The organism is Achromobacter sp. PD1 (assembly GCF_048541815.1).
GTDB lineage: Bacteria > Pseudomonadota > Gammaproteobacteria > Burkholderiales > Burkholderiaceae_B > Achromobacter > Achromobacter bronchisepticus_A.
Genome location: NZ_CP183349.1, coordinates 5428546 through 5453782 on the forward strand (window position 1 = coordinate 5428546; position 25237 = coordinate 5453782).

A 25237-nucleotide genomic window follows, 5' to 3' on the forward strand; every position below is an offset into this window, starting at 1 on the left:
AAACTAGTTGATTGAACGGTGGCCGCAGGCGCGGATTCTGCGCTTTCGGGCGGCATGCGCCCCAAGGCCCCATCCAGACAACGGTTTCTATGTCACTAGGCATTGTATTTCACACGGCGGCTGCCTTGGCGTACGCGGTGCTCGGGGGGTCGCTCTGGATCCGCCTGGCCGGCGCCGGCGGCGTGGAACAGACGGGTAAAATCGCCCGCCTGTGCCTGCTGGGAGCCCTGGTTCTCCATGGAATCGGGCTGCAACAATCGATGCTGGGCACCCAGCACCTGTTCATAGGCTGGGCGCTGGCCCTGTCCGCCGCCATCTGGCTGGGCATGGTGGTGTTCTGGCTGGAAAGCCTGCTGGTGCGCATAGACGGCCTGCAATTGCTGCTGCTGCCGGCAGCCACCATCGCCAGCGGCCTGGCCGCCATCTTCCCCCAGGGCCAGTTCGTGCCCCACGCCAATGACGCCTGGCTGCGCGTCCACCTGCTGATCGCCCTGGCGGCCTACGGCCTGATCACCATCGCCGCGCTGCACGCCATGATGATGGCGCTGCTGGACCGCCACCTGCACCGTCCGCTGGACGCCCCCGCCGAACGCAGCATCATCGGCCGCGTGCTGGACTCCCAGCCGCCGCTGCTGGTGCAGGAACAGCTGCTGTTCCGCATCATCTGGATCGGCTTCATCGTGCTGACGCTGGCCGTGGGCACGGGATCCGTGGCGTCCATGAAGCTGACGGGCAAGATCCTGCCGTTCGACCACAAGACCGTGTTCACGCTGTTGTCATGGCTGACCTTCGGCGTGCTGCTGGCCGGCCGCCACATCTGGGGCTGGCGCGGCCGCGTCGCCCTGCGCTGGACGCTGACGGGTTTCGGGTTCCTGATTCTGGCCTATACCGGCAGCCGGTTCGTGCTGGAAATGATTCTGCATCGAGGTTGAAGTGGGCAAGTTGCTGTTCTGGATTGTTCTGATCATCCTGGTGCTGTTCGTGGCCCGCCTGGCCGGCCGCATGGCAGCCGCGCGGCAAGCCGGCCAGCAGGGCGCGAAGAAGCCCAAGACCGATGCGCGCGGCCCCAAGCCGCTGGAGTCCATGGTGCGCTGCGCCCACTGCGGCATCCATCTGCCCCGCTCCGAGGCCTTGCAGCAGAACGGCCAGACCTGGTGCAGCGCGGAACACGCGCGTCTGGGCCCGGCCCGGCACTGATCCGCCTGATTAGAGGCTTGCCGCCCCGCACGGCATAATGCGTGTTGGAAACCACACGCATGCTCTCTTCCCATGGCCTTGCTTCTGGATCGTCATGGCTGGCTGGCGCCAGCCCCGGGTGTTTCGCTCATGCCCTCCCCCAACCGCGATGCGCGCCCCGCCGGCGCGCAGGCGTCGCTGCTGGTGCTGCACAACATCAGCCTGCCGCCGGGCCAATTTGGCGGCCCTGAAGTCGCCGGGCTGTTCCTGAACACCCTGGACTACGGTTCGCATCCCTGGCTGGAAGGGCTGCGCGGCCTGCGCGTGTCGGCGCATTTTTTCATCCGCCGCGATGGCAGCATCGTCCAGTTCGTGTCCACCGACGAACGCGCCTGGCATGCGGGCGTGTCGCGCTTTGCAGGCCGCGAACGCTGCAACGATTTTTCCATCGGCATCGAGCTGGAAGGCACTGACACCTTGCCCTATGCCGAACCCCAGTACCTGGCCCTGCGCAAGCTGACGCCGGTGCTGCGCGCGCGCTATCCCCTGGCGGCAGCCTGGGGGCACGAGCACATCGCCCCCGGGCGCAAGACCGACCCCGGGCCCGCTTTCAACTGGACGCGCTTTGCGCGCGACAGCGGCTTTGCACGGCGGCAGCTGCCGCCCGTCTGACACTACAAGGAATGGTTATGTTGAAGATCTGGGGACGCCTGACTTCCGTCAACGTTCAGAAAGTCATGCTGGCGGTGCGCGAACTGGCGCTGCCACATTCCTTCATTCAGGCGGGCGGCCCGTTCGGCGTGGTCGACACGCCCGAATTCGCCAAGCTGAATCCCAACCGCACCGTGCCGCTCATCGACGACGGCGGCTTCGTGCTGTGGGAGTCGAACGCCATCGTGCGCTATCTGGCCGCGCGCTACGGCGCGGGCAGCCTGTGGCCGGAAGACGTCTGCATGCGCGCGGATGCGGACCGCTGGATGGACTGGCAGGCCACCGAATGGCAAGGCGTCATGGGGCCCGCGTTCCTGGGCATGATCCGCACGCCCGAGGATAAGCGCGACCGCGCCGCCATCGAAAACTCGGTCAAACGTTCAAATGCGCGCGCCCAGATCCTGGACCAGGCCCTGCAGGGCCGCGAGTTCATCGCTGGCCGCCACCTGACCATGGGCGATATCGCCCTGGTCTGCTCGGCCCACCGCTGGCTGGCCCTGCCGATCGAACGGCCCGACACGCCGGCGCTGTCGGCCTGGTACCGCCGCGTCATGATGCGTCCGGCCCCGCAGGGCGTGCTGACGCTGCCGCTGGAATAAGACGCAGGGCCGCGGCCTCAGCCGCGGTCCACCTTCCACCCCAGTTCCGCTGAAATCCCCGCCGCGGCGCCCTGCACCACGGCGACCATGTCGCGCATGCGCTCCAGCGACATGTAGGGCACCGTGCTGGACACGCTGATCGCCGCGACGATGCCGCTGGAAGCGTCGCGCACGGGCGCCGCCACGCAACGGATCGACGGCTCGTTGTCTTCCAGATCGAACGCATAGCCGTGGGCGGCATAGTCGCGCATGCGGTCGCGGAAGGCCTCCCAGGTCGGGCTGCCGCCTCCCGCGCGCGACGACACCGGCGCGCCGACGCGGTACAGCGCTTTCCATTGCGGCTCTTCGGTATCCAGCAGCAAGGCCTTGCCCACGCCGGTGGCGGCCAGCGGCATGCGGTGCCCCACGCGGGAGCGCATCTCCAGCCCCTTCTTGCCGGGGATCTTTTCCAGGTACAGGACTTCGTCGTTGTCGCGCACGGCCAGGTGGATGGTGTCGCCCGTCTGCTCAGCCAGGCTGTCCAGGTAGGGACGCGCCAGCGTCGCCATCGGAAAGGCTTCGCGCGCCTGGAAGCCCAGTTCGATCAGCTTCGGCCCCAGCACATAGCCCACGCCGGGCAAAGACCGCAGATAGCGTTCCTGCACCAGGCAACTTGCCAGCCGGTGCGTGGTGCTGCGCGCCACGCCGATGCGGGCGCAGATTTCCTTCAGGTCGCGCGCGCCGCCGGACACGGCCTGCACCACCGCCAGGCCGCGCATCAGCGTCTGCGTGCCCGCGGGCGCGGCGGCATCGGGATCCAGGGTGGGCGTACGGTCGGGAGTCTGCGTGGAGGTCATGAAAGCGGGGCCGGGCAACAAGAGACGAGTGCAAGCATAACCGCCGCGATCGCGGCGGGATGCGGGGATAAGACGCGGATTGCGGGCGATTCCCGCAAAGAACGCCGAGGAGGTGAAACAAGCTTCACCGCCATTTATTCCCTATATATGGGATTTAATTCTATATTTTGAGATTTTTCAAGCGCTGATCTAGAATTTTTCCCATCGCCCGCCGCGCGCTCACCTACGCCCGGCAGGCATGAGACAACAAGGTCCGCAGAACCCTGCCCCGCGCCAGCCTCACCGCGCGTCCGCAGCCCGGTTTGCGGCCGGAAACGAGACAGCTTCTGATGACTACCGGATCTCCCGCCCGCGCGGCGCTTATCGCGCTGGATTGGGGCACCTCCTCGCTGCGCGCCTACCGGCTGGATGCCGCCGGCCGCACGCTGGATACGCGCCATCTGCCCTGGGGCATCATGCGCCTGCCGCAGCCGCTGCAGGACGGCGCCGCCACCACCGCCCTGTCGGGCTTCGAACTGGCTTTCGAACAAGCCTGCGGCGACTGGTTGCGCGCCGAACCGGCCCTGCCGGTGATTGCCTGCGGCATGGTCGGCAGCGCCCAGGGCTGGAAGGAAGCCGCCTACCTGGACGTGCCGGTCGACCTGCAGCGCATCGGCACGCTGCTGACCAAGGTCGAGCGCGAGGGCGGCCCCGCCCTGCACATCGTGCCCGGCCTGATCCAGCGCCACGGCCTGCCCAACGTCATACGCGGCGAAGAAACCCAGGTCGTCGGCGTGATGGCGGACCAGGCGACCCGCAGCGCAGACAGCGTCCTGATCGGCCTGCCCGGCACCCATTCGAAGTGGGTCAGCGCCCGCCGCGGCCGCGTCACCCACTTCGGCACCTTCATGACTGGCGAGGTCTACGCCGCGCTGCGCGGCCACACCATCCTGGGCCGGACCATGGCCGACGCCGCCAGCGCCGACATGGCCGCCTTCGAACGCGGCCTGAAGGTCGCCGGGGCGCCGGCCGGGCGCGCGGGCGTGCTGTCCACCATCTTCAGCACGCGCGCGCTCGGCCTGACTGGCGAACTGGCGCCCGAATCGCAGGCCGACTATCTGTCGGGCCTGCTCATCGGCCATGAAATCGCGGCGCTGGCCGGCATGCTGCAGCAGCAGGGCGAACTGCCCCGCATCGTGCTTTGCGGCGACGCCGCGCTGTGCCGGCGCTACATCCAGGCCATGCAGCACTACGGCCTGGGCACGCCCGAACAGGCGCAGAACGCCACCGAGCGCGGCTTGTGGCACCTGGCCGTCTGCGCCGGGCTGGTCGCCTCGCCCTCCACGGAATAGGAATCGAACATGAACCATCCCGGTCTGCAAACCGCCATGGCCCACTGCGGCCTGATCGCCATCCTGCGCGGCATCAAGCCCGCCGAGGCCGAAGCCATAGGGCTGGAGCTCTACGCCGCCGGCTTTCGCCTGATCGAAGTGCCGCTGAATTCGCCCGACCCGCTGGACAGCATCCGCGCGATGCGCGCGGCGCTGCCCCCCGACTGCCTGATCGGCGCGGGCACCGTGCTGGACCCCGAGGACTGCGCCCGCGTCCAGCAGGCCGGCGGCGAACTCATCGTCATGCCGCACAGCGACGCCGCCGTGATCCGCGCAGCCAAGGCGCTGGGCATGGCCTCCTGCCCCGGCGTGGCCACGCCCACCGAAGCCTATGCCGCGCTGGCCGCAGGCGCCGACGTGCTGAAGATGTTCCCGGCCGAGCAGCTCGGCCCCGCCGTGCTGAAGGCCTGGCGCGCCGTGCTGCGTCCGCCGATCGCGCTGGCGCCCGTGGGCGGCATCACGCCCGACAACATCGCCATCTACGCCCAGGCGGGCGCCAGCGGCTTCGGCCTGGGCTCCGCCTTGTACAAACCCGGCCTGTCGGCCGCCCAAGTCGGCCAGAACGCGCGCGCATTCATCGCGGCCTGGCAACGCGCCTATCCCGCCCAGGAGACCCAAGCATGAAGATCACCAAGCTCACCACCTACATCGTGCCGCCGCGGTGGTGCTTCCTGAAGATTGAAACGGACGCCGGCATCGTCGGCTGGGGCGAGCCCGTGGTCGAAGGCCGCGCCCATTCGGTCGCCGCCGCCGTCGAGGAACTGTCCGACTACCTGATCGGCAAGGATCCCCGCAACATCGAAGACCACTGGACCGTGCTGTACCGCGGCGGCTTCTACCGCGGCGGCGCCATCCACATGAGCGCGCTGGCCGGAATCGATCAGGCCCTGTGGGACATCAAGGGCAAGGATCTGGGCGTGCCCGTGTCGCAGCTGCTGGGCGGCAACGTGCGCGACCGCATCCGCGTGTACTCGTGGATCGGCGGCGACCGCCCGGCCGACACCGCGGCGGCCGCCAAGAGCGCCGTGGAGCGCGGCTTCACCGCCGTGAAGATGAACGGCACCGAGGAACTGCAGTACATCGATTCCTTCGACAAGGTCGAGAAATGCCTGGAGAACGTGGCCGCCGTGCGCGACGCGGTCGGCCCCAACGTCGGCATAGGCGTGGACTTTCATGGCCGCGTGCACAAGCCCATGGCCAAGGTGCTGATGAAGGAGCTGGACCCGTTCAAGCTCATGTTCATAGAAGAGCCGGTGCTGAGCGAACACTACGAAGCGCTGAAGGAACTGGCCCCGCTGACCTCCACCCCGATCGCGCTGGGCGAACGCCTGTTCTCGCGCTGGGACTTCAAGCGCGTGCTGTCCGAGGGCTATGTGGACATCATCCAGCCCGATCCCTCGCACGCCGGCGGCATCACCGAAACCCGCAAGATCGCGGCCATGGCCGAAGCCTATGACGTGGCGCTGGCCCTGCACTGCCCGCTGGGCCCGATCGCGCTGGCCACCTGCCTGCAGATCGACGCCGGTTGCTACAACGCCTTCATCCAGGAACAAAGCCTGGGCATCCACTACAACGCCGCCAACGACCTGCTGGACTATGTCAGCAATCGCGAAGTCTTCGCCTACGAGGACGGCATGGTCGCGATTCCGCAAGGCCCCGGCCTGGGCATCGAGGTCAACGAGGAATACGTGAAGGAGCGCGCCGCCGTGGGCCACCGCTGGCGCAACCCTGTCTGGCGCCACGCCGACGGCAGCTTCGCCGAATGGTAAGCCGATAAAAATCAGCCGATAAAGAGAAAGAGGAGACATCCCTTGTCCACAGCCACCCACGCCGGCCTGCAGAGCGCCCAGCGCCCCACGCGCAGCCGGTATCTCATCATGGTGATGCTGTTCATCACCGTCGTCATCAACTACCTGGACCGCAGCAACCTGTCGATCGCAGCACCCGCCCTCAAGGACGAGTTCGGCCTGGACACCGTGCATGAAGGCCTGATCCTGTCGGCCTTCGGCTGGACCTACGCCGCCATGCAGATCCCCGGCGGCTGGCTGGTGGACCGCGTATCGCCGCGCCTGCTGTACGCAGCCGCGCTGATCCTGTGGTCGGCAGCCACGTTCTTCATGGGCTTTGCCGGCAGCTTCGTCATCCTGTTCGTGCTACGCCTGGCCGTGGGCGCGCTGGAAGCGCCCGCCTATCCAATCAACAATCGCGTCGTCACCACCTGGTTCCCGGAACGCGAACGCGCCACCGCCATCGGCTTCTATACCTCGGGTCAGTTCGTCGGCCTGGCGTTCCTGACGCCGGTGCTGGCCTGGCTGCAGCACCACTATGGCTGGCACATGGTGTTCGTCAGCACCGGCCTCCTGGGCATCGTGTGGGGCGTGCTGTGGTTCATGATCTATCGCGAGCCGCGCCAGTTCAAGGGCGCGAACGCGGCGGAAATCGAGCTGATCCAGCAAGGCGGCGGCGTGGTCGACCTGGACCGCAGCGTCAAGGAAAAGAAGGCGCCGTTCAACTGGAACGACCTGGGCCTGGTCATGAGCAAGCGCAAGCTGTGGGGCGTGTACCTGGGCCAGTTCTGCCTGACGTCGACGCTGTGGTTCTTCCTGACCTGGTTCCCCACCTACCTGGTCAAGTACCGCGGCATGGACTTCATCAAGTCCGGCTTCCTGGCCTCGGTGCCGTTCCTGGCGGCCTTCGTCGGCGTGCTGTGCTCGGGCGTGCTGTCCGACTTCCTGATCCGCCGCGGCGCCACCGTCGGCCTGGCGCGCAAGCTGCCCATCATCCTGGGCCTCTTGATCTCCACGTCCATGATCGGCGCCAACTTCACCGATTCCACGCCCTGGGTGATCTTCTTCCTGGCCCTGGCCTTCTTCGGCAACGGCCTGGCATCGATCACCTGGTCGCTGGTGTCCACGCTGGCGCCGGTGCGCCTCTTGGGCCTGACCGGCGGCGTGTTCAACTTCGTCGGCAACCTGTCGTCGATCTGCACGCCCATCGTGATCGGCTTCCTGGTGACGAAGGAAAGCTTCGCGCCTGCCATTGTGTACGTGTCGTCGCTGGCCTTGCTGGGCGCGCTGTCGTACATCCTGCTGGTGGGGAAGGTGGAGCGGATCGAGGCTTGAAACGCTGCGGTTCTCCGGCATGAAAAAGGGCGCCTGCATGCCACAGGCGCCCTTTTTGCTTGCTGCGCGTCGCGCGCTCAGCAGCCCTGCATCGCCACCTTGCGCTGGCGCTCGTTGCTTGCGCGCTGCCACAGCACCAGGCCCAGGCCGGCCGCGGCGATAACGGCGCCGGCTACAGGCACCGCGGCATAGCCCATGCCCGCCGAGATCACGCCCCCGCCCGCCGCCGCGCCCAGCGCGTTGCCCAGGTTGAAGGCGCCCACGTTCACCGACGAGGCCAGACCTGGCGCATCGGTGGCGGCGCGCATCACCCGCATCTGCAGCGGCGGCACCACGGCGAACGTGCCGAAACCGAAGATCAGCAGCGCAATGGCTGCGCCGGTCTGCGTCGTGGCCAGCCACGGGAATGCCAGCAGGTCGGCGATGATCAGCACCAGGAAGGCGATCAGGCTGCCGTCCAGCGAACGGTCGGCAAAGCGCCCGCCCATCGTGTTGCCGAGGGTGAAGCCGATGCCGATCAGCACCAACATCGCCGTGACGAAGTTGGGCGAAGCGCCCGTCAACTCCGCCAGGGTCGGCGCCACGTAGGTGTAGAGCGTGAACATCGCGCCCGCACCCAGCACCGTGGTCAGCAAGGCCACCAGTACCACCGGGCTCTTCAGCACGGCGAGTTCACGGCGGATGTCGGGACGGCGACCTGCCTCACCCGCCGGCAACGCGAACCATAGCGACAACATCGCGATCAGGCCCAGCACCGAGGTCGCGGCAAACGACATGCGCCAGCCGATGACCTGGCCCAGCCAGGTGGCTGCTGGCACCCCGCCGACGTTGGCGATGGTCAGCCCCAGGAACATGGTGGCCACGGCGCTGGCCTGCTTGTGGCGCGGCACCACGCTGGCCGCCACCAGCGAACCCAGGCCGAAGAACGCGCCATGGTTCAGACTGGTGACCAGGCGCGCGAGCAGCAGCGTCGTGTAGTTGGGCGACAGCGCGGACAGCACGTTGCCCACCGTGAAGATCGCCATCAGCACCAGCAAGGCGTTGCGGCGCGACCAGCGCGACAGGGCCAGCGTCATCAGCGGCGCGCCCACCATCACGCCGATGGCGTAGGCGCTGATCAGCATGCCGGCGCTGGGAATGGACACGCCCACCCCTTCGGCGATGACGGGCAACAGGCCCATGGGAGAAAACTCGGTCACGCCGATGCCGAAGGCACCGACGGCGAGCGCCAGCAATGGCAGGCCGGCCTTCACCGGCTGGGAGTCCTGGGGATTCATGTGGTTTCCTTGGGTTCGATTGCGCCGACCAGGGACCGGGCCGGCGCGAAGGGCCGGAGCGCGGGACAACCCGATCGGAAGGCAGGCGGCCAGTATGCCGCCGTCATCCTTGCGGAAAAAGGCAGGAAACAGCGAAACACTTTTGACTTGGAGTCACGAATCCGGGCGGCTAGCCGAGTCGTCTCAGGCCAGCCCGAGCAGCCTTTCCGTCTCGCGCGCCAGGGCGACCAGCCGCGGGCCGATGTCGGCTGCGCGCTCGCGGTAAGGCCCGTCCTGCGCCGGCACGCCGCAATTGAAGACGTACAGCAACGACTGATAGGGCCTGCCCAGCGGCGCGGCAAAGCCATAGGCGTCCGGCCGCCACTCCAGATTGTTGCCGCAATAGCCTTTGCGCTCCAGATCGCGGCGCGCAGCCGCCAGGCTGGGAAAGTGGACCTCGTAGTGCCGGGGATCCGCCACGCGCAGCTGGTTCAGGACGACCGCCCTCTCCTCATCCGACGCCCGCGCCAGCCACGCCTTGCCGGCGGCGCTGGACAGCAGCGGCAGCGACGCGCCTATGTCGGGCCGCGTCTGCAAGGCCTCGTTGGAGCGGGCGGTTTCCACGTACACCATCTGCAGGCGGTCGCGCACCACCAGCGACACGGCGCCGCGCGCGTGGTCGGCCAGCTGCTTCATCAACGGCCGCGCCAGCTGCCGGATCTGCATGCTGGCCAGCAAGGGATAGCTCAGCGCCAGGACCGAGGCACCCAGCCGGTAGCGCGCGGGCTCGCCTACGCTCTGCAGAAAACCCAGCTCCACCAGCGTGTGGGTCAGCCGCGCCACGGCACTGCGGGACAACCCGGTCTGCTGCGCGAAGTCCTTGTTGGCCAGCACCGGCCGGTCGGCGCGAAAGCACGCCAGGATGTCGATGCCGCGCGCCAGCGTGGTGGTGAATTCGCGGTCCTGGTCATGCGTCATGCTGGCGCTCCAGCATTTTTTCCACGCGCGCCACCAGCGTCAGCAGGCGCGGCGCGATGCGGCCGCGCAAGTCGCCCGGCCGCAACCGCGTCACGGGCACGCCGCAGTTGAACACCAGCGCCTGGCCGTCGACGGGGGTGCGCATGGGTACCGCCACCGCATGCACGTCGGAATGCCAATCGCCCTGCCCCACGCAATAGCCGTGTTCGGCGTAGTCGCGCTGAGCCTGCTCCCAGTCCGGCGCGTGGCGTCGCCAGATGGCGGGATCCTGGCGCCGCAACGCCGCCAGCAAGGGCTCCGCCTCGTCCGCCGGCGCCTGCGCCAGCCAGGCCCGTCCCATGGCCGAAGGCAGCAGCGGCAGCAAGGCGCCGATATCCGGCCGGAACGACACGGCGTCGTGTCCGCGGCAGGTTTCCACGTACACCATGTTCAGGCCGTGATGCATGCCCAGCGAGGCCGAGCCGCCCGCCGCGTCCGCCAGGCGCTTCATCAACGGGCGCGCCAACTGGCGAACCTTGATGCTGGCCAGAAGCGGATAGCTCAGCGACAGCACCGCCGTGCCAAGCCGGTACCGCCGCAAGCCCCCGTCGTAACGCAGCAAGCCGCGCTGCATCAGTGTGGTGGTCAGGCGTGAAATCGTGGCCTTGGACAGGCCGGTGCGGTCCGCCAGCTCGCGGTTGCTGAGCGCGGGTTCGCCATGCCGGAACGCCTGCAGCACCGACAAGCCGTGCGCCAGCGTGGTGGCGAAGGCGGGGTCGGCATGGCGCTCGCCGGGGCGGGTGGTCATGGTGGAGGTCCTGGGCGCGGAATGCGCGGTCTGTCCCTGCCGATCATAGAGCAGCGACGGCTCGCCATGCATTCAAGATATCGAAACACTTGTCTCAAATCCCTTGGCCTTTTGCTAGCCTGGATTCAACACGGCGCGGCACGCATCAGCGCCCATGATGAAACGGAGACTAGCCATGATCAGGGACCCCGACGGATTCCCGCAATTCCTAGCATCGCTGCGCCGCTACGTGCGAGAGCAACTGGCGCCGCGCGAAGCCGAGATCGCCCGCCTGGACGAGGTGCCGCAGGATCTGGTCGCCAGCATGGCCGCGCAGGGGCTGTTCGGGTACTCCATTCCCGAGGAATACGGCGGCGCGGGCATGACGACCGAGGAGCTGATCCTGGCCGCCATGGAACTGTCGCAATGCTCGGTGGCGTTTCGCGCCCGGGTCGGAACCAATACCGGCATCGGCTCCGAGGCGCTGGTGGCCGACGGCACCGACGCGCAGAAGGCCCGCTACCTGCCGCGGCTGGCCTCCGGGGAACTGACCGGCTGCTTCGCCCTGACCGAGCCGCAAGCGGGTTCCGACGCCACGGCCCTGCGCACCACGGCCGTGCGCGACGGCGACCACTACGTGCTGAACGGCGAGAAGTGCTTCATCACCAATGCGCCGCTGGCGGGGCTGTTCACCGTCATGGCGCGCACCGATCCCGATGCGCCTGGCGCCAAGGGCATCACCGCCTTCATCGTGGAGCGCGGCACGCCGGGCCTGTCCACCGGCCAGCCCTACGACAAGATGGGCCAGGCCGGATCGCCCGTGTCCGCCGTGCATTTCGAGGACTGCCGCGTGCCGGCCGACTGCATCATCGGCGGCCAGGAAGGCTTGGGCTTCAAGACCGCGATGAAGGTCCTGAACAAACAACGCATCCATCTGGCCGCGCTGTGCATCGGCCCGGCGATCCGCATGCTGGACGACACGCTGCGCTTCGTGGCCGAGCGCCAGCAGTTCGGCAAGCCGTTGATGGACTTTCAGCTGATCCAGGCCATGCTGGCCGACTGCCAGACCGAGATCCAGGCCGCCCGCGCCCTGGTGCTGCAAACCGCCCGCGAGCGCGATGCCGGCGCCGACGTGACGCTGAACGCCTCGATCTGCAAGTATTTCGCGTCCGAGATGTGCGGCCGCGTGGCGGACCGTTGCGTGCAGATGCATGGCGGCTACGGCTACATCGCCGATCACGGCATAGAACGCTTCTACCGCGACGTACGCCTGTTCCGCCTGTACGAGGGCACCAGCCAGATCCATCAATTGAACATCGCCCGCCATACGCTGAGCCAGGCGGGCTACACGCCCGGCCGCTAGGGCAATACAGGGACCGCAGCCGCAAGAAGCCGGCGGCCCGCCAACCAAAGGAGACTTCCATCATGCTGCACAAGCACCTGCCGAAGTGGATCGGCGCCATGGCCGCCGCCTTCGCCTGCGCGGCGCTGCCGCCGCAAGCCGCGGCCGCCTATCCCGACAAGCCCGTGAGGCTGATCGTGCCGTTCGCCCCCGGCGGCTCGACCGACATCCTGGGCCGCCTGCTGGCCGAAGCGCTGCATCCCATCCTGGGCCAACCCGTCATCGTCGAGAACAAACCCGGCGCCGGCGGCAACATCGGCGGCGACTTCGTTGCCCGCGCCGCGCCCGACGGCTACACGCTGCTGTTGGCGGCGGCCGGACCCACCGTCATCAATCCCAGCCTGTACGCCAACATGCCGTTCAATCCGGCCAAGGACCTGGCGCCCATCACCTGCCTGGAGCGCGAACACAATCTGATGGTGGTGACCAAATCCATGCCGGTGAAGACGCTGCAGGAATTCCTGCAGTACGCGCGCAACAACCCCGGCAAGCTGTCCTTTGGCTCTCCCGGCAACGGTTCGCCGGCGCAGCTGGCCGGCGAACTGCTCAAGCAGCAGACCGGCATCCAGGCCGAGCACGTGCCCTACAAAGGCACCGGCCCCGCCGTCACCGACCTGGTGGCCGGCCACATCGATTTCATGATCGACAACATGCCGGCGCTGCTGCCGCAGGTAAAAGCCGGCGGCCTGCGCGCGCTGGCGGTGCCCAGCGACCAGCGCGCCACCGCGGCGCCCGACATCCCCACCTTCGATGAAGCTGGGCAGAAGGGCTTTGTGGTGATGGCCTGGAAGGGGTTGATGGCGCCTGCCGGCACCGATCCGGCGGTGATCGAACGGCTGCACGCGGCAGTGGTCAAGGCGCTGCAGGACCCGCAGTTGCGCACCCGCTTCCAGGAGCTGGGCGCGGAACCGCTGGCCAGCACGCCGGCCGAGTTCGCCAAGCAGATCGCGGACGAAACCGCCTGGTGGGGCAAGCTGGTGCAGTCCACCGGCACCCGCATCCAGTAGGCCCGCCGGGAGACCGCCATGCAAATCCTGATCCGAACGCTACGCGCGCTGTGCGCCGTCGCCCTGCTGGGCGCGGCCGGGGCGGCACAGGCCGCCGCCTATCCCGACAAGCCGATACGCCTGATCGTGCCCTACGCGGCCGGCGGCGGCACCGACACCGCGGCGCGCATGATTGCCCGCAAGCTGGCCCCCTTGCTGGGCCAGCCCGTGGTGGTGGAAAACAAGCCCGGCGGCGCGACGCAGATCGGCACCGCCTTGGTCGCCAGCGCCGCGCCCGACGGCTACACCCTGCTGATGGGCACCGCCAATCTGGCGACCAACAGCGTGCTGTACGCCAAGCTGCCCTATGACGTGAAGAAGAACCTGACGCCCGTGGTCTGGGCGACGGACGTGCCGGTCTACCTGCTGCTGCCCGCCGCCAGCCCCATACGCAGCCTGGAAGACTTGAAGCGCGCCGCCGCGCAGCAGCAGGGCCTGACATTCGCCACGGCGGGAACGGGCAGCATCCCCCATCTGGCGGGCGAGCAGTTCGCCCACCAGACCGGCATCGGATTGCGGCACATCCCCTACAAGGGCAGCAGCGAAGCCGCCACCGCGCTGGTCGGCGGCCAGGTCCAGATGAGCTTCGACAACCTGCCGCCGGTGTATGCCCAGGTCAAGGCCGGGCGTCTGCGCGCGGTCGCCATCGCCTCGCAAACGCGCAATCCCGAGCTGCCCGACGTGCCCACGCTGGCTGAACTGGGCGTGCCGTTGTCGGCCTCGTCCTGGTGGGGCGTGATGGCGCCCGCCGGTACGCCGAAGGACGTGATCGCGCTGCTGAACCGGCAGATCAACGTCGTGCTGGCCGATCCGGAAGTGCGCAGCTACTTCAACGGGCTGGGCATGCAAGCCACCGGCGGCACGGCCGAAGCGTTCGGCCGGCACATCGCCGACGAAACCGACAGATGGCGCGCCGTGGTCAAGCAGGCCGGCGTCAAGATCGAGGAATAAGCCATGCAGTCCAAGCAAGAACGCAACGGCGGCGACGCCCTGCAAGACGTATGCGCGCGCGTGCGCCGCTTCGTCGACGAGGTGGCGATACCCGCCGAGTCCCCCGCCATTGCCCGCGACGTGGCCGCGCTGGATCGCTGCGTCGCCCAACTGCGCATACAGGCTCGCGAGGCCGGCCTGTATGCGCCGCAGTTGCCGCGGGAATGGGGCGGGCTGGGACTCGGCTGGCGCGCCCTGGCCCAGGTGCTGGAAGAAGCGGGGCGCGGCTTCCTTGGACCCGCGGCGCTGAACTGCGCCGCGCCCGACCAGCCCAACATGCTGACGCTGCTGCGCCTGGGCAACTCCGCCCAGCAGGAACGCTTCCTCGCGCCGCTGGTGCGCGGCGAACAGCGAGCCTGCTTCGCCATGACCGAGCCCGCGCCCGGTGCCGGTTCCGATCCGTCCATGCTGCGCACCCGCGCCGAACGGCGCGGCGCGCGTTGGGTGCTGAACGGCCGCAAGCAATTCATCAGCGGCGGCGTGGGCGCGGATTTCGCGCTGGTGCTGGCGCGCACCGATACCGGCGCCACACTGTTCCTGGTGCCGGCAGACACGCCGGGCTACCAGGTGGTGCGCGACATCGGCATGGTGACGGGCTACCAGATCGGCGGCCACGCCGAGATCCTGCTGCAGGACTGCGAGGTCGACGATGAAGCCGTGCTGGGCGAGCCCGGACGCGGCCTGGAGTATGCGCAACTGCGGCTGGAGCCTGCCCGGCTGTCCCATTGCATGCGCTATATCGGCCGCGCCCGTCGCGCGCTGGAGACGGCGCAGGCCTATGTGATGCAGCGCGAATCCTTCGGCTCACGCCTGGCCGATCTGCAGCAGATCCAGGCCATGGTCGCGGACTCCCACATCGACCTGCACGCCAGCCGCCTCATGACGCTGGATTGCGCAACCCGCATGGACGAGGGCCTGTCGGTGAAGCAGCACAGCGCCATGGCCAAGGTCTTCGTGTCCGAGGCGGTGAACCGCGTGGCCGACCGCGCCGTGCAGATGATGGGCGCATCGGGCCTGTCGGGCGACACGCCCGTGTCCATGGTCTGGCAGGAGATGCGCCCCTTCCGCATCTACGACGGCGCCAACGAACTGCACCGCGCCACGCTGGCGCGCCGGCTGCTGGCCTGAGCCCTCAAGGAGACGAACATGGAAAACCTCGAATTCCAGGCCTACCGCCTACATGCGGGCGCAGCGGGCCAGCCCCCGCAAGGCCGCTACGAAACCTTGTCCGCGGACCAGCTGTCCGCGGGCGACACGCTCATCAAGGTGGCCTATGCGGGCCTGAACTACAAGGACGCGCTGGCCCAGGCCGGACGCGGCGGCATCATCCGCGAGTATCCGCGTATCGGCGGCATCGATCTCTCGGGCACCGTGGTGCATTCCGCCGACCCGGCGCTCGCGCCCGGCCAGGAGGTCGTGGTGCACGGCTTCGGCATCGGCGTGGACTGCGACGGCGGCTACGCCGAGTATGCGCGGGTGCGCCATAACTGGGTGCTGCCGCTGCCCCCAGGCATCGGGTTGCGCGACGCCGCCGTGCTGGGCGCGGCGGGCTACACGGCCGCGCTTTCGCTGCACTGGATGGAACATTGCGGACTGACGCCGGAACAAGGCGAGGTGCTGGTCACCGGCGCCACCGGCGGCGTTGCCGGCGTCGCCATCGACATCCTGAGCCAGCGCGGTTATCGCGTCTGCGCCATGTCCGGCAAGCCGGCTGCGGCGGACTATCTGCGCTCGTTGGGCGCGCAGGAGGTGATCGCTCCGCCCGACCTGTCGGCCGGCATCAAGCCGCTCATGAGCGCGCGCTGGGCGGGCGTGGTCGACTCCGTGGGCGGCCCGCTACTGGCCCACGCGTTGGCCAGCCTGAAGCCCGACGGCGTGGCCGCCGCCTTCGGCAACGCCGGCGGCGCGGAACTGCCCACCACCGTCATCCCTTTCATCCTGCGCGGCGTCAAGCTGCTGGGCATCAACGCCAACAGCCCCATGCCGCTGCGGCGCCAGGTATGGAACAAGCTCGCCGCCGAATATCGCCCCGCGCATCTGGACCTGATCGCGCGCGTCATCGAACCCCGCGAGCTGCCGCTAGCCCTGGCCGCCATGCTCGAACGCGGCAGCACGGGCCGCAGCGTCGTGCGCTACTCCTGATTCTTCATCGCCACATCATGACTGACTCCTCCCTGTCCCGCCTCTTCAATCCGCAAGGCATCGCCATCGTTGGCGCCTCGGCCACGCCCGGCAAGATCGGCGCGATGCCGGTCAGGTTGCTGCTCCAGCACGGTTACGGCGGCCGCATCGTTCCCGTCAACCCGCGCGCGGACGCCATCGCCGGCCTGCCGGCCCTGCCCGGCCTGGACGCGCTGGACGCGGACGTGGACCTGGCCATCCTGGCCGTGCCTGCCGCCCATGCCGCGCAGGCGCTGGAACGCGCCCGGCCCGGCCAGGTAGGCGCCGCCGTGGTGTTCACCTCGGGTTTTTCCGAGACCGGCGCGCAAGGGACCGCGCAACAGGAACGGCTCTGCGCCATCGCGCGCGAACGCGGCATCCGCCTGCTGGGACCGAATTGCCTGGGTTTCATGAACGTGCGGCGCAACGTCTACGCGACGTTCTCGCCCGCCCCCGCCAACGGCATCGTCGCCGCAGGCGGCATCGGCATGGTGTCGCAGAGCGGCGCATTCGGCGCTTATGCCTACAGCATGGCGCGCGAGCGCGGCCTGGGCCTGTCGCACTGGATCAGCACCGGCAACGAGGCCGACATCGACGTGGCCGATTGCATCGAATGGCTGGCTTGCGACGCCGATACCCGCGTCGTCATGGCCTACATGGAAGGCTGCCGCGACGGCGCCAAGCTGCGCCGCGCCCTGGCCGCGGCGCGCGCGGCGGGCAAACCCGTGGTCGTCACCAAGATCGGCCGCACCCAGGCCGGCGCGCAAGCCGCCGCCTCGCATACGGCAGCGCTGGCCGGCGACGACGCCGTGTACGACGCGCTGTTCCGCCAATATGGCGCCCTGCGCGCGCGCACCATCGAGGAATTCTTCAACCTGGGCTATGCGCTGGACACCTGGAAACGGCCGCCGCAGGGCCGCCGGCTGGGGATCTTCACCATCTCCGGCGGCGTGGGCGCGCTGATGGCCGACGAAGCCGAGGACACCGGCCTGGCGCTGCCCGAGCCCGCCGCCGAAGCTCAAGCCCGCCTGCTGGAGCGCGTGCCCTTCGCCAGCGGCCGCAATCCCGTCGACGTCACCGGCCAGGCCGTGTCCGAACCCGGACTGCTGCTGGCCACCGCCGACGACATGCTGGCCGATGGTCGCTACGACGCGCTGGCCGTCTTCCTGGCCGCTGCTGGATCCTCCGAAGCCTTGTGGCCTACCTTCGAGGCTTTCGCAAGGCAGATGCAGGCCCGCCATCCGGACGTGCCGCTGGCCATCAGCGCACTGTTTCCGCCCGCACGCCGCCGCGAGCTGGAACAGCTGGGCTGCCTGGTGTTCACTGATCCCAGCGCCGCCATCCGCACGATAGGCGCGGTGGCCGGGCTGGCTGCTCATACGGGTAGCGACGTTGTTGACGATGCTCCCACGATGCCCGCGGCGCACACACCGCCATTGCTGGACGCCTACAACGAAGTCCAGGCCATGGCGCTGCTGCGCCAGGCCGGCTTGCCGGCCTCGCCCTGCATGCTGGCCGCCGACGTGGACGCGGCAGTGCGCGCCGTCGCCGAGCTGGCTGCTACGAACGGCGACGCCGCTCCCGTCGTGCTCAAGGTGGTATCGCCCGACATCACGCACAAGAGCGACGTAGGCGGCGTAAAGCTCAACATCCGCGGCGAAGACGCCGTGCGGCGCGCCTACGCCGACATCATGGCCGCCGTGCGCCAGCACCGGCCCGACGCCCGCATCGACGGCGTGCTCGTCGCGCCCATGGCGCCCAAGGGCGTGGAATGCATAGCCGGCGTGCATTGCGACCCGGTGTTCGGCCCGGTCGTCATGTTCGGGTTGGGCGGCGTCTTCGTCGAAGTGCTCAAGGATGTGAGCTTCCGCCTGGCCCCCTTCGGGCGCGACGAAGCCCTGGCGATGATCCGCGAGATCAAGGGCTACGCGCTGCTGCAAGGCGCGCGTGGCGCGCCTCCTTGCGACGTCGACGCGCTGGCCGACGCGCTGGCGGCGCTATCCCGCTTCGCCCACGCGCGGCGCGCGGACTTCAGTTCGGTGGAGATCAATCCCTTACTGGCTTTACCTGAGGGTAAGGGGGTGGTGGCGCTGGATGCTGTAGTGATACGCGGCGAGGGGGCCGCGCAGACGGTCTAGCCGATGGGGCCGCGGACGGCTACGAAGCGCAACGGCCGCTCGTCGAACAAGCGGCCGACCTTGCGGTCCGCGTGATAGATGTCCAGCGCATCGGCGACGGTCATGGCAGACTCGGGCGCTTGGGCGCTACCTGCACTTCCAGGCCCAGCAGATCCAGCATGTCCAGCACCTTCTGCAATTGCAGCGTGGGCTTCCCGCGCTCCAGATCCACCACATAGCGGTTGCCGGTGCCGGACAGGCCAGCCAGATCCGCTTGCAGCAAGCCCTGCGAGCGCCGGACGGCCTTCACCAATTCGCCCAATTCGGTCGATGTGCGAATCGTTACGCCGGCCCCGCCTGCGAGCGCGGCAGGAACATCGTTCGAGGCCATGTCCACCCCCAAAATTACCGATCGGTAATTTTTAAGCCACTGCTTGTGAAGCGTCTTCCTGACGAAAAAAAGGCGCCAGAGGCGCCTTTCCTTCTTCAAACGGATGCGCTGCTTACTTCAGCAGCAACGCATTCAAGCGCTTCACGAACGCGGCCGGGTCGGCGATCTGCGCGCCTTCGGCCAGCAGCGCCTGATCCAGCAGCAAACGCGCCCACTGGCCGAACTCGCCGTCTTCGGCGGCGCGGATGCGGGCCAGCAGCGGGTGCTCGGGGTTGATTTCCAGCACCGGCTTGACGTTGGGCGCTTCCTGGCCGGCGGCCTTGAGCATGCGCAGCAGATGCGGGCTGAGTTCGTTCTGGCCCACCACCACGCAAGCCGGCGAGTCCACCAGGCGCAGCGTCACGCGCACTTCCTTGACCTGGTCTTCCAGCGTCTTCTGCAGGCGCTCGACCAGCGGCTTGAAGTCCTCGGCCACTTCGGCCTGGTGCTTCTTTTCTTCCTCGTCGGCCAGCTCGGCCAAGTCCAGGCCGCCCTTGGCCACCGACACCAGCGACTTGCCGTCGAATTCACGCAGGTAGGACAACATCCATTCGTCCACGCGATCCGACAGCAGCAGGACTTCGATGCCCTTCTTGCGGAAGATTTCCAGATGCGGGCTGTTGCTGGCCGCGGCGAAGGTATCCGCCGTGACGTAGTAGATCTTGTCCTGGCCTTCCTTCATGCGCGACACGTAGTCGGCGAACGACACGGTCTGGGCCTGGTCGCCCGTGTGGGTCGAGGCAAAGCGCATCAGCTTGGCGATGCGTTCCAGGTTGGCGTGGTCTTCGCCCGCGCCTTCCTTCAGCACCTGGCCGAACTCGGACCAGAACGTGGCGTAGTCTTCCGGCTTGTTCTCCGCCATGTCTTCCAGCAGCGACAGGATGCGCTTGGCCGAACCCTCGCGGATGGCGCGCACATCGCGGCTTTCTTGCAGGATCTCACGCGACACGTTCAGCGGCAGGTCGGCCGAATCGATCACGCCGCGCACAAAGCGCAGGTACGAAGGCAGCAGCTGATCGGCGTCGTCCATGATGAAGACGCGCTTGACGTACAGCTTCACGCCGCGGCGGCCGTCGCGGTCCCACAGGTCCATGGGCGCGTGCTTGGGCACGTACAGCAGCTGCGTGTATTCGCTGCGGCCTTCGACGCGGTTGTGGGTCCAGGCCAGCGGGTCGTCGTAGTCGTGCGACACCGTCTTGTAGAACTCGCGGTACTGGTCTTCAGTCACGTCCGACTTGCTGCGGGCCCACAGCGCATTGGCCTGGTTCACCGTTTCCAGTTCTTCGGTCTTGACCTGCTCGCCCTTTTCCTGGTCCCACTCTTCCTTGGCCATGCGGATGGGCAGGGAGATGTGGTCCGAGTAGCGGCGCAGGATCTCGCGCAGCTTCCAGCCGTTGAGCAATTCGTCTTCGTCGGCGCGCAGGTGCAGCGTGACGTCCGTGCCGCGCGTGGCCTTCTCGGCCGCGGTGATGGTGAATTCGCCCTGGCCGTCGGATTCCCACTGGATCGCGTCCGTGGCGCCGGCGCGGCGGCTGACCACCGTGACCTTGTCGGCCACGATGAACGAGGAATAGAAGCCCACGCCGAACTGGCCGATCAGCTGCGCGTCCTTCTGCTTGTCGCCGGTCAGCTGCGAGAAGAATTCCCGCGTGCCGGAGCGCGCGATCGTACCCAGGTTGGCCACCGCTTCTTCGCGCGACAGGCCGATGCCGTTGTCGGAGATGGTAATGGTGCGGGCAGCCTTGTCGTAGCTGACCGTGATGGCCAGTTCGCCATTGCCTTCCAGCAGCTCGGGCCGGTCGATGGCCTCGAAGCGCAGCTTGTCGCAGGCGTCCGATGCGTTCGACACCAGCTCGCGCAGGAAGATTTCCTTGTTGCTGTACAGCGAATGGATCATCAGGTGCAGCAGCTGCTTCACCTCTGCCTGGAACCCCAGGGTTTCGGACGTGGAAGGCGTGGCGGTTTGGCTCATAGTTCTACGTGGCTAGGTAAAAAATTAGGGACGGTTATTGGCTGCCGGGACTTCAGGCCCGCGCGGCCGCCGGGAAACCCTACTGATGTGGGGGCCAATGGCGCATTTTCAAGGGCGGGCAGGAAAACCCCAGCCGGCCCCAACCTCCCATTTTGGGGAGTGGCGGCGGCGCCTCAGAAAATGGAGAACACCTTCCGATAACGTGTCTTGGCTTCCAGCACGGTTTCATACTGCGGCACCGCCAGCTTGCCGGCCCGGACCAGCTTGCGGATGTCGGCAGCCGTGATCTGCCGAGTTTCTTGCGAGCGCAGCAGGAAATCCGCCGCGCTGCGGTCCATGATCTGATAGATCGAGTGGGAAATCAGCTGCGAGGGTCCAAGCTCGTCGAGGTAATAGAGTTTCTCGCCCTTCTGCCAGACCGTGCCGAAGTTGTGATAAACCACGCCGCGCTTGATCCATTCCCCAGCCGGCGCATCCGTCAGCTGATTGACCAGCGTGGAACGAGACACCAGCCCGCCGCCCCCGCCCCGCGAGTTGCGAGCCCAAACTTCCTGCGCCTGCAGGAACAACGTCTGTTTGCCGTCCGTGTACACGTATGGCGACAGCTCGGTGAAGGATCCCGAAGCGAAGGGGTCGTCCCCCGCCCGTTCCACCTGCCGCGTCTGCGTGTTGTAGAAAAAGATGCCGTTCTTGCTGCGGAACAGCGCCTGGTACACATGCCGGCCGTGCTCGTTCAGCAGGCGATACGGCGCATGCGCCGCGTCGAAGGGCTGCGCGCCCACGTACACCATGCCGTCGCGCGGATCTTGTAGATAGGGCTGGCGGTACAGGTCGCCCACCATGAAGGTGTACAGCGCGGGATCATCCGACAGCGGCAGTAACTGCTCGTGGAAATAGACGCGGCGGCCGTCGGCGAAAAAATCGTCGCTGGAACGGACATCGCCATCCCTGCCCGCGGGCAGGCGGCGCAACGAAGCCGGCGCCGCCTGCGGCATTTCGCGGCCCCGGTAGTACACGCGCACATCGTCGGTGGCCAGCTCGCGGTCCAGCAGCGGCCGGTAGGGCCGGGCGCTGGCCGGCAGGACGACGAACGGATACAGGTAGGTCTGCGGCTTGGGGCCGGCGTCCGCCTGGTACTGGATCTTCTGCCAGAACTCGTCCAGCATGCCCAGCTTTTCGTTGCGCACGCTGTGCATCGAACAGAAAACCGTGACCGCGCCATCGCTGAAATAGCTGTTGCCCAGGTAGCGCGCGGACGCGGGCTTCATGTCCGGCAAGACCTGGTTGCCGCAATACACGTGGCGCTGGTCCCTGGCCGCCTGCCTGCCGTCGAAAGCCCCGGTATCGAAGGCCGTGAAACTGGCTGGATCGGCGTCGTCCATGCGGTAGTAGCCGTTGCTGGGGACGGCGGCGTAAACGCCGCCCTGATAGTTCTTATAGATGCTGTTGCCGTAGGACTGTCCACGGTCGACGGCCGCGAAGTCGTCGCCGTCCATCAACCAGAACAACAGGAACATCGGCAGCGCGGCGATGATCAGGACCAGCGAGATCACGGCCCATTTGGCGCGTTTTTGCATGGAGTGGCGGGGCTGACCTGCCGTTGATTGGCGACCAGGGATTCTAACCAGCGGCCGCAATCCCGGCCCGGGTCTGCGGCGCATCCGCGCCCGCTCCCGGTCCGTCCCCGGACGGCGCGAGGCCTTCCCCGCTAAAATCCCGCACTTTCCCCCCTACCCATCCCTGGCCGGCCCATCCGCCATGCAACCCGCCTCCCTGACCCAACCCGCCCCCCACGGCTCATCCGACGCCGACCCCAGCCCTGACCTGGTCTACGGCCCCGACGACCGCCCCGCGCCTCCCGTGGCCTTCGTCGCCGCCCTGCAGCACCTGCTGGCCATCCTGGTTCCCATCGTCACCCCCGGCCTGCTGATCTGCCAGGCCCTGGGCGTGAGCTCCCGCGACACCACCCTGATCGTGTCCATGTCGCTGGTCATCTCAGGCATTGCCACCTACGTCCAGTGCAAGCGTTTCGGACCCCTGGGCGCCGGCCTGCTGATCGTGCAGGGCACCAGCTTCAACTTCGTCGGCCCGCTGATCGCGGGCGGCTCGGTCATGGTCAAGCAAGGCACCCCGGTCGAAGCCGTCATGGCCGCGATCTTCGGCGTCGTCATCGCCGGCTCCTTCGTCGAAATGGGCATCAGCCGCATCCTGCCCTTCGTCAAGCGCCTGATCACGCCGCTGGTCACCGGCATCGTCGTGCTGCTCATCGGCCTGACCCTGATCAAGGTCGGCCTCATCAGCATGGGCGGCGGCTATAGCGCCATGGGCAACGGCACCTTCGCCAGCGCCGAGAACCTGACCCTGTCGGGCCTGGTCCTGGGCACCATCATCCTGCTGAACCGCGTGCCAGTCGTGTGGGTGCGCAGCACCGCCCTGGTACTGGCGCTGGCCGTGGGCTACATCGCCGCCGCCTACATGGGCCGCCTGGACTTCACCGGCGCCCGCGAAGCCGCCCTGTTCCAGATCCCCACGCCGCTGCACTTCGGCCTGGGCTTCTCGTGGGCGCTGTTCGTGCCCATGCTGATCATCTACCTGGTCACGTCCCTGGAAGCCATCGGCGACGTCACCGCCACCAGCAAGGTCTCCAAGCAGCCCGTCGAAGGCCCGCTGTGGATGCAACGCATCAAGGGCGGCGTCCTGGTCAACGGCGCGAATTCGCTCCTGGCCGGCGTCTTCAACACCTTCCCCAGCTCGGTCTTCGCGCAGAACAACGGCGTGATCCAGCTGACCGGCATCGCCAGCCGCCACGTCGGCGTGTGGATCGCCGGCATGCTGATCCTGCTGGGCCTGTTCCCGGCCGTGGCCGGCATCCTGCAGGCCGTGCCCGAGCCCGTCCTGGGCGGCGCCGCCATGGTCATGTTCGGCGCGGTCGCCGCGTCCGGCATCAACATCCTGGCCGGCATCCACCTGGACCGCCGCGCCCTGCTGATCATCGCCGTGTCCCTGGCGCTGGGCCTGGGCGTGTCGCAAGTGCCGGAAATCCTGTCGCACCTGCCCCATGCCGTGAAGAGCGTGCTGGAGTCGGGCGTGGCTACTGGCGGCATCTGCGCACTGGTGATGAACTGGTTCCTGCCTGAAAAAAAGTAAGGCGGCGGATTCCTCGGAAAGCCGGTCCCTACCTGCCCCTGTGTGCAGAGGGACTGGCCCCTGTCAGATGGCTGGATCCAGGGCCGCCTGACAATTTTTCCCAGACCGCATATAATCGCCGTCTTCGCTTCTCCCGCGACCGTCATCTGGACGTGTCCGCGACCTCCTAGCCCGGGTGGTGAAATTGGTAGACGCAGGGGACTCAAAATCCCCCGCCGCAAGGCGTGCCGGTTCGATTCCGGCCCCGGGCACCAGAATTCAAAAAGCCGTTGACGTTTGTCGTCAACGGCCTTTTTCATGGCAGATTGCCGCACGCGGCGCTTCGCACATATTCATTTCGACGCTCCGCGCGCAACGGGCGCTCTCAAATGCGTGCAACGTATACGCCCCAAGCTAGCGGACAATATCGGGACTTGGACCAAATTGCGGCCGATAGAGTTTCCTCGCAACAAGGTTGGTTCCGTCCCCCGACCGCGCGGTGCAAGCCTACCCTGACAAGCTGGAGGTTCGATGGCAATCAAGGCCGTAGCATTCGACGTTTTTGGAACATTGGTCCGCATAGAACGGCCCACCCGCCCGTTCCGCAAGCTGGTCCGCCTGCTGCATGAGGCGGGCCGCCGGCGCCAGAGCGACGACGGCATCCGGGCGATGAGCAATGCGATGGACCTGAGACAGACAGCCCGCTTGTTCGGCGGTATGGTCAGCGAAGAGAACTTGCGCTCTCTGGAAGCCGAACTGCATGAGGAAATCCAATCCATCACGCTATTCGCTGATGCAGCCCCGACTCTGGCCGCCTTGAAAGATCAAGGAATCAAAATAGCGCTTTGCTCCAACCTCGCTGCGCCATACGGACCTCCGGTATTGGACTTGCTACCCATCCAACCGGACTTTTGCGCCTGGTCATACGAAGCCGGCGCCGTGAAGCCACAGTCTGAGATCTACCGATACCTCTGCGATGGTATTGCGTGCCAGCCCGAAGAGATACTCATGATCGGCGACACCATAGAAGCCGATATGCTCGGGCCTCGGAAATTTGGCATGCATGGGTACCACTTGGACAGACACGCGACGGCGACGCGCTCATGTGAATCGGTGGACTCACTGAATGACGTACTGACTATCCTGGCTGCTCGCTATTGATGAATTGCTTACGAGTACA

The 25237-nt window shown here is 67.3% G+C and carries 23 protein-coding genes and 1 tRNA gene; 17 read left to right on the plus strand and 7 right to left on the minus strand.

The window, feature by feature from the left end; all coding sequences use genetic code 11:
* Positions 1-89 precede the first annotated feature (89 nt).
* From ACM1PE_RS25570 to ACM1PE_RS25585, 4 genes are all read left to right on the plus strand, one after another.
* A complete protein-coding gene (locus ACM1PE_RS25570) occupies positions 90-932 on the plus strand; it encodes a cytochrome C assembly family protein (RefSeq protein ID WP_059373914.1) in 843 nt (280 codons plus the stop codon).
* Position 933: 1 nt separating this feature from the next.
* Positions 934-1197: a PP0621 family protein gene (locus tag ACM1PE_RS25575; RefSeq protein ID WP_059373915.1), complete on the plus strand. Its 264-nt coding sequence runs from the start codon at positions 934-936 to the stop codon at positions 1195-1197.
* Between the two features lie 72 nt (positions 1198-1269).
* Positions 1270-1848 (plus strand): 1,6-anhydro-N-acetylmuramyl-L-alanine amidase AmpD, encoded by a 579-nt coding sequence (gene ampD / locus ACM1PE_RS25580; protein ID WP_419341360.1) that lies wholly within the window; start codon positions 1270-1272, stop codon positions 1846-1848.
* 17 nt (positions 1849-1865) lie between these two features.
* Complete coding sequence (locus ACM1PE_RS25585; RefSeq protein WP_419341361.1) at positions 1866-2486, plus strand: glutathione S-transferase family protein; 621 nt, start codon at positions 1866-1868, stop codon at positions 2484-2486.
* 17 nt (positions 2487-2503) lie between these two features.
* Here the strand turns inward: ACM1PE_RS25585 and ACM1PE_RS25590 are convergent, their stop codons facing one another.
* Entirely contained in the window at positions 2504-3322 is an 819-nt protein-coding gene (locus tag ACM1PE_RS25590; RefSeq protein WP_059374026.1) for an IclR family transcriptional regulator, read from the minus strand.
* A 329-nt stretch (positions 3323-3651) separates the two neighbouring features.
* Here ACM1PE_RS25590 and ACM1PE_RS25595 point away from each other — a divergent pair, with 329 nt between their 5' ends.
* From ACM1PE_RS25595 to ACM1PE_RS25610, 4 genes are read left to right on the plus strand one after another with little or no spacing between them, the layout of a single operon-like run.
* Complete coding sequence (locus ACM1PE_RS25595; protein WP_419341362.1) at positions 3652-4653, plus strand: 2-dehydro-3-deoxygalactonokinase; 1002 nt, start codon at positions 3652-3654, stop codon at positions 4651-4653.
* Between the two features lie 9 nt (positions 4654-4662).
* The gene (locus ACM1PE_RS25600) at positions 4663-5316 is read left to right on the plus strand and encodes a 2-dehydro-3-deoxy-6-phosphogalactonate aldolase (RefSeq protein ID WP_419341364.1); all 654 of its coding nucleotides are present in this window, start codon (positions 4663-4665) and stop codon (positions 5314-5316) included.
* Positions 5313-6461, plus strand: a complete 1149-nt coding sequence (gene dgoD, locus ACM1PE_RS25605) for a galactonate dehydratase (RefSeq protein ID WP_059373920.1) — start codon at positions 5313-5315, stop codon at positions 6459-6461. The genes ACM1PE_RS25600 and dgoD overlap by 4 nt, the downstream gene beginning before the upstream one ends.
* 42 nt (positions 6462-6503) lie before the next feature.
* Positions 6504-7814, plus strand: coding sequence for an MFS transporter (locus ACM1PE_RS25610; RefSeq protein WP_419341365.1), 1311 nt, complete (start codon positions 6504-6506; stop codon positions 7812-7814).
* 77 nt (positions 7815-7891) lie between these two features.
* Here ACM1PE_RS25610 and ACM1PE_RS25615 read toward each other — a convergent pair whose 3' ends face one another.
* The 3 genes from ACM1PE_RS25615 to ACM1PE_RS25625 form a co-directional block, all read right to left on the minus strand.
* The gene (locus tag ACM1PE_RS25615; RefSeq protein ID WP_419341367.1) at positions 7892-9091 is read right to left on the minus strand and encodes an MFS transporter; all 1200 of its coding nucleotides are present in this window, start codon (positions 9089-9091) and stop codon (positions 7892-7894) included.
* Positions 9092-9274: 183 nt separating this feature from the next.
* Positions 9275-10048: an IclR family transcriptional regulator gene (locus ACM1PE_RS25620; protein ID WP_059373923.1), complete on the minus strand. Its 774-nt coding sequence runs from the start codon at positions 10046-10048 to the stop codon at positions 9275-9277.
* The gene (locus ACM1PE_RS25625; RefSeq protein ID WP_059374027.1) at positions 10038-10835 is read right to left on the minus strand and encodes an IclR family transcriptional regulator; all 798 of its coding nucleotides are present in this window, start codon (positions 10833-10835) and stop codon (positions 10038-10040) included. Before ACM1PE_RS25625 ends, ACM1PE_RS25620 begins: the two co-directional genes overlap by 11 nt.
* Before the next feature lie 175 nt (positions 10836-11010).
* Between ACM1PE_RS25625 and ACM1PE_RS25630 the strand changes: the two genes are divergently transcribed.
* The 6 genes from ACM1PE_RS25630 to ACM1PE_RS25655 all read left to right on the plus strand — a co-directional run bounded on the left by ACM1PE_RS25630 (position 11011) and on the right by ACM1PE_RS25655 (position 18550).
* Positions 11011-12177 carry an acyl-CoA dehydrogenase family protein gene (locus ACM1PE_RS25630; protein WP_419341368.1) on the plus strand — a complete coding sequence of 389 codons (1167 nt, stop codon included), beginning with the start codon at positions 11011-11013 and terminating at the stop codon, positions 12175-12177.
* A 62-nt stretch (positions 12178-12239) separates the two neighbouring features.
* Positions 12240-13223, plus strand: a complete 984-nt coding sequence (locus tag ACM1PE_RS25635; protein ID WP_118931493.1) for a Bug family tripartite tricarboxylate transporter substrate binding protein — start codon at positions 12240-12242, stop codon at positions 13221-13223.
* 18 nt (positions 13224-13241) lie between these two features.
* The gene (locus tag ACM1PE_RS25640; RefSeq protein ID WP_419341369.1) at positions 13242-14213 is read left to right on the plus strand and encodes a tripartite tricarboxylate transporter substrate binding protein; all 972 of its coding nucleotides are present in this window, start codon (positions 13242-13244) and stop codon (positions 14211-14213) included.
* A 3-nt stretch (positions 14214-14216) separates the two neighbouring features.
* Positions 14217-15380, plus strand: a complete 1164-nt coding sequence (locus tag ACM1PE_RS25645) for an acyl-CoA dehydrogenase family protein (RefSeq protein WP_419341370.1) — start codon at positions 14217-14219, stop codon at positions 15378-15380.
* A gap of 18 nt (positions 15381-15398) precedes the next feature.
* A complete protein-coding gene (locus ACM1PE_RS25650) occupies positions 15399-16394 on the plus strand; it encodes an acryloyl-CoA reductase (RefSeq protein WP_419341371.1) in 996 nt (331 codons plus the stop codon).
* 17 nt (positions 16395-16411) lie between these two features.
* Positions 16412-18550 (plus strand): acetate--CoA ligase family protein, encoded by a 2139-nt coding sequence (locus tag ACM1PE_RS25655; RefSeq protein ID WP_419341372.1) that lies wholly within the window; start codon positions 16412-16414, stop codon positions 18548-18550.
* Positions 18551-18650: 100 nt separating this feature from the next.
* Here the strand turns inward: ACM1PE_RS25655 and ACM1PE_RS25660 are convergent, their stop codons facing one another.
* The 3 genes from ACM1PE_RS25660 to ACM1PE_RS25670 all read right to left on the minus strand — a co-directional run bounded on the left by ACM1PE_RS25660 (position 18651) and on the right by ACM1PE_RS25670 (position 22508).
* Complete coding sequence (locus ACM1PE_RS25660; RefSeq protein ID WP_059373930.1) at positions 18651-18920, minus strand: helix-turn-helix domain-containing protein; 270 nt, start codon at positions 18918-18920, stop codon at positions 18651-18653.
* A 112-nt stretch (positions 18921-19032) separates the two neighbouring features.
* Positions 19033-20931, minus strand: a complete 1899-nt coding sequence (gene htpG / locus ACM1PE_RS25665) for a molecular chaperone HtpG (RefSeq protein ID WP_419341373.1) — start codon at positions 20929-20931, stop codon at positions 19033-19035.
* Positions 20932-21104: 173 nt separating this feature from the next.
* On the minus strand, positions 21105-22508 hold the full coding sequence (locus ACM1PE_RS25670) for a DKNYY domain-containing protein (RefSeq protein ID WP_419341374.1): 1404 nt from the start codon (positions 22506-22508) through the stop codon (positions 21105-21107).
* Positions 22509-22689: 181 nt separating this feature from the next.
* On the opposite strand from ACM1PE_RS25670, the gene ACM1PE_RS25675 reads away from it, so the two are divergent.
* The 3 genes from ACM1PE_RS25675 (at position 22690) to ACM1PE_RS25685 (ending at position 25218) form a co-directional block, all read left to right on the plus strand.
* Positions 22690-24078 (plus strand): uracil-xanthine permease family protein, encoded by a 1389-nt coding sequence (locus tag ACM1PE_RS25675; protein WP_059373933.1) that lies wholly within the window; start codon positions 22690-22692, stop codon positions 24076-24078.
* Between the two features lie 169 nt (positions 24079-24247).
* Positions 24248-24332 (plus strand) — tRNA-Leu (locus tag ACM1PE_RS25680).
* A 256-nt stretch (positions 24333-24588) separates the two neighbouring features.
* Positions 24589-25218, plus strand: coding sequence for an HAD family hydrolase (locus tag ACM1PE_RS25685; RefSeq protein WP_419341376.1), 630 nt, complete (start codon positions 24589-24591; stop codon positions 25216-25218).
* Positions 25219-25237 lie beyond the last annotated feature (19 nt).